We start from the raw sequence: 2,875 nt of genomic DNA, 5'->3' as shown, positions 1-2,875 counted from the left end.
CCGCCGCGTGGGCGGCCTCGGCCGCGTCGGCGGCGTCGGCGGCGCGGGCGGCGGTGAGTTCGGCGCGGGATTCGGCGGCCGCGGCCTCGCGGGCGGCTTCGGCGGCGGTGCGGGCGGCTTCGCGGGACTCGTCCCAGGCGGCCACGGCGGTCTTCTCGGCGTCGCTGGCGGCCAGCGCGGCGCGGGCCGGGTCGGCGTCGGGGGCGGTGTCGTCGAGCCAGCCGGCGCGGACGGCCTCGGCGGTCTCCTGCTGGACCTCGGCGAGGCGGGCCCGCAGGTGTTCGGCCTCGCTGCGGGCGCGCTGGGCGGCGGTGGCGGCGGCGGTGGCGTCGCGGTGGGCGGTCTCGCCGACGGCCTGGAGCTCGGCGGAACGCTCCTCCTCCTCGTTGGCGGCCTGCTCGCCCTGTTCGGCGGCGGTGTGCAGGGCCCGTACGAGCTCGGCGGCGGCGGTGGCGCGGGCGGCGAGGGCCGGGGCGGCGTCCCGTTCGGCCTCGCGGATCGCGGCGGCGACGCGGGCGGAGCGGTCGGCGGCCGCGCGGTGGCGCAGGACGGTCTCGGCGGCCTGCCAGGCGGAGTGCAGGGTGCGGGCTTCGAGGAGCTCGCGGCGCTGCGCGGCGGCGGCCTTGTCGGCGACGGTCAGGGCCAGCGAGGCGTGCCGGTAGGCGAGTTCGGCGGAGACGGCGGCGCTGCGGGCGCGCTGTTCCTCGGCGGCGGTGACGGCGTGGGCGGCGCCGGTGACCCCCTGGGCGAGTTCGGCGGCTCGGGCGCGTTCCTCGGCGGCGCGGGCGGAGAGCCGGCGGGCGAGGGTGCGGGTGCGGCGTTCGGCGCCGGCGTGGACGTCGCGCAGCCGGGCGCGGGTCTCGGCGGCCTCCACGATGCGGGTGAGCAGGTCGACGGAGCCTGCGGTGAAGTCGCGTTCGGCCATCAGCTCGGCGCGGCGGCCGAGCTTGTTGCCGAAGCCGTGGACCAGGTCGGCGAGGCCGTCGGTGTCGCGGGTGTCGGTGACGGCGCGCAGCAGCAGGTCGGTGAAGTCGGAGTCCTTCTTGACCGCGAAGAGGCCGGCGGCCTCGCCCTCGTCGGCGTTCATCTCGCGCTGGTAGCGGAAGAGTTCGGGGTCGAGGCCGAGTTCGGTGAGGTGTTCGTTCCAGCGGTCGTGGATCTCCTCCCAGGACACCTCCAGGTGCGGGTAGGCCTTGCCGGCCTCGGTGATCGCGTCGCGGAAGCCCTTCATGGTGCGGCGGCGGCCCTGGGCGCCGGAGGCGCCCTCGGCGGGCGGGCGCACCGAGGTGGCCTCGGCGACGGGGAGGTTGTCCAGGCTCAGGCCCGGGCCGGGGCGGAAGGAGTACCAGGCCTCGGCGAACTTGCGGGGGTCGTTGGAGACCTGGCGGCCGCGCCATTCGCTGACCTTGCCGACGACCACGCACTCGCCGGTCTGGGTGTGCTGCCACTCCAGGGCGACGTGGCCGCAGTCGTCGGCGAGCAGGAACTTGCGGAGCACGCCGGAGCTGGCGCCGCCGAGGGTGTTGCGGTGGCCCGGGAGCATGACCGAGAAGATCAGCTTGAGGAGGACGGACTTGCCGCCGCCGTTCTCCAGGAAGAGCACGCCGGCGGGCGCGGGGCGGCGCGGCGGGCCGGTGGGCTCGTCCTCGAAGAACTCCGCCTGGGCGGGCGCCGGATGGGGCACCGGCTCGCCGACCCCGCGCAGGTCGAGCACGGTGTCGGCGTAGCGTGCGCCGGCGGGCCCGATGGAGTAGAGGCGGATCCGGGACAGCTCGTACATGGCGGCGGACTCTCGTGGTTTCTCGGTACGTAAGGGGAGCGTGGGGCTCAGGCGTGGAACGGCAGGCCGGCGTCGGCTGCGAGTTCGAGGTCGTCGCCCTCGGGCGGCGGCAGGAGGGTGGCGGAGCCGTCGCTGACGGGGACGACGCCGAGTTCCAGGAGTTCGGCCATGGCCGCGCTGCCCGCCATGTCGCGGACCTGGAGCTGGTAGCGGGGGGTGGTGCGGTAGGTGCCGCCGGCGTCGTCGCCGGTGCGCTGGAGGAAGCCGGATTCGGTGAGGAAGGCGGCGGCCTTGCCGACGATGCCGGTGGTGGAGCCGGCGAGGCGGCGCGCGTCCTTGGTGGCCCCGGTCGCGCTGCGGCGGGCGTAGACGCGCCAGGCGGCCTCCAGGCCGGGGGCGTCGGAGGCGGGGTCGGTGTTCTCGCCGAGCTCCTCGGCGCGCTCCTCCAGGCGGCGGCAGGTCTGCCGGACGAAGGCGTCGACGCCGTTGACGGTGATCCGGCCGATGTAGCCGTCGTCGGCGAGGTCCTCGGGGCGGGGGAAGGCGAGGGCGGCGACGGCGAGGTGGGCGAGGCCGTGGAGGAAGCGGTCGCCGCCGTCGGCGGCGGTGCGGCGGGCGTAGTCGCCCATCCGGACGGCGAAGACGGAGTCCTCGCCGGCGGCTACGGCCATGCCGGCGCGCGGGGACACCTCCAGGACGACGAGGCCGAGGCCGGTGGCGACGGCGTCGGCGAGCCGGCCGAAGCCGGGGTCCTCGCGGTAGCGGCGCAGCAGCTCGGCGTACTCGGCGTCACGGGCGGGGAGCAGCTTGGGCTGGAGTCCGAACCCGACGAGGCGGGCCGCGTCGGCGGCGTCGGCCGGCGTCAGGGCGGCGGCCGGTGCGGACGCGGCCGGGACCGACGGGCCGTCGGGCTCGCTCCACGCGGGGTGCTCGGCGTGGTGGTCGCTCACGGGTGGGTCTCCTCGGCGGTGCGGTGGGCTGCCTGGCGGCGGGGGTGGGGGTGCGGTGCGGGAGCAGGAGCGGGGTGGCCAGCAGCAGTACGCCCGCCAGGGCGATGGCCGTACGCGGGCCGAGGAGGGTGCCCAGTACGCCCCA

The 2,875-nt window shown here is 77.0% G+C and carries 1 protein-coding gene and 1 pseudogene; both read right to left on the bottom strand.

The window, feature by feature from the left end:
* Positions 1–1,780: pseudogene (locus AB0F18_RS39010) on the bottom strand (hypothetical protein); the annotation flags it as partial.
* 47 nt (positions 1,781–1,827) lie between these two features.
* Entirely contained in the window at positions 1,828–2,730 is a 903-nt protein-coding gene (locus AB0F18_RS39005; RefSeq protein WP_362070239.1) for a hypothetical protein, read from the bottom strand.
* Between the last annotated feature and the right edge of the window lie 145 nt (positions 2,731–2,875).

Source organism: Streptomyces sp. NPDC029216 (assembly GCF_040648015.1).
In the GTDB taxonomy this organism is placed as follows: Bacteria; Actinomycetota; Actinomycetes; order Streptomycetales; family Streptomycetaceae; genus Streptomyces.
This window is presented reverse-complemented; position numbering and strand designations above follow the sequence as displayed.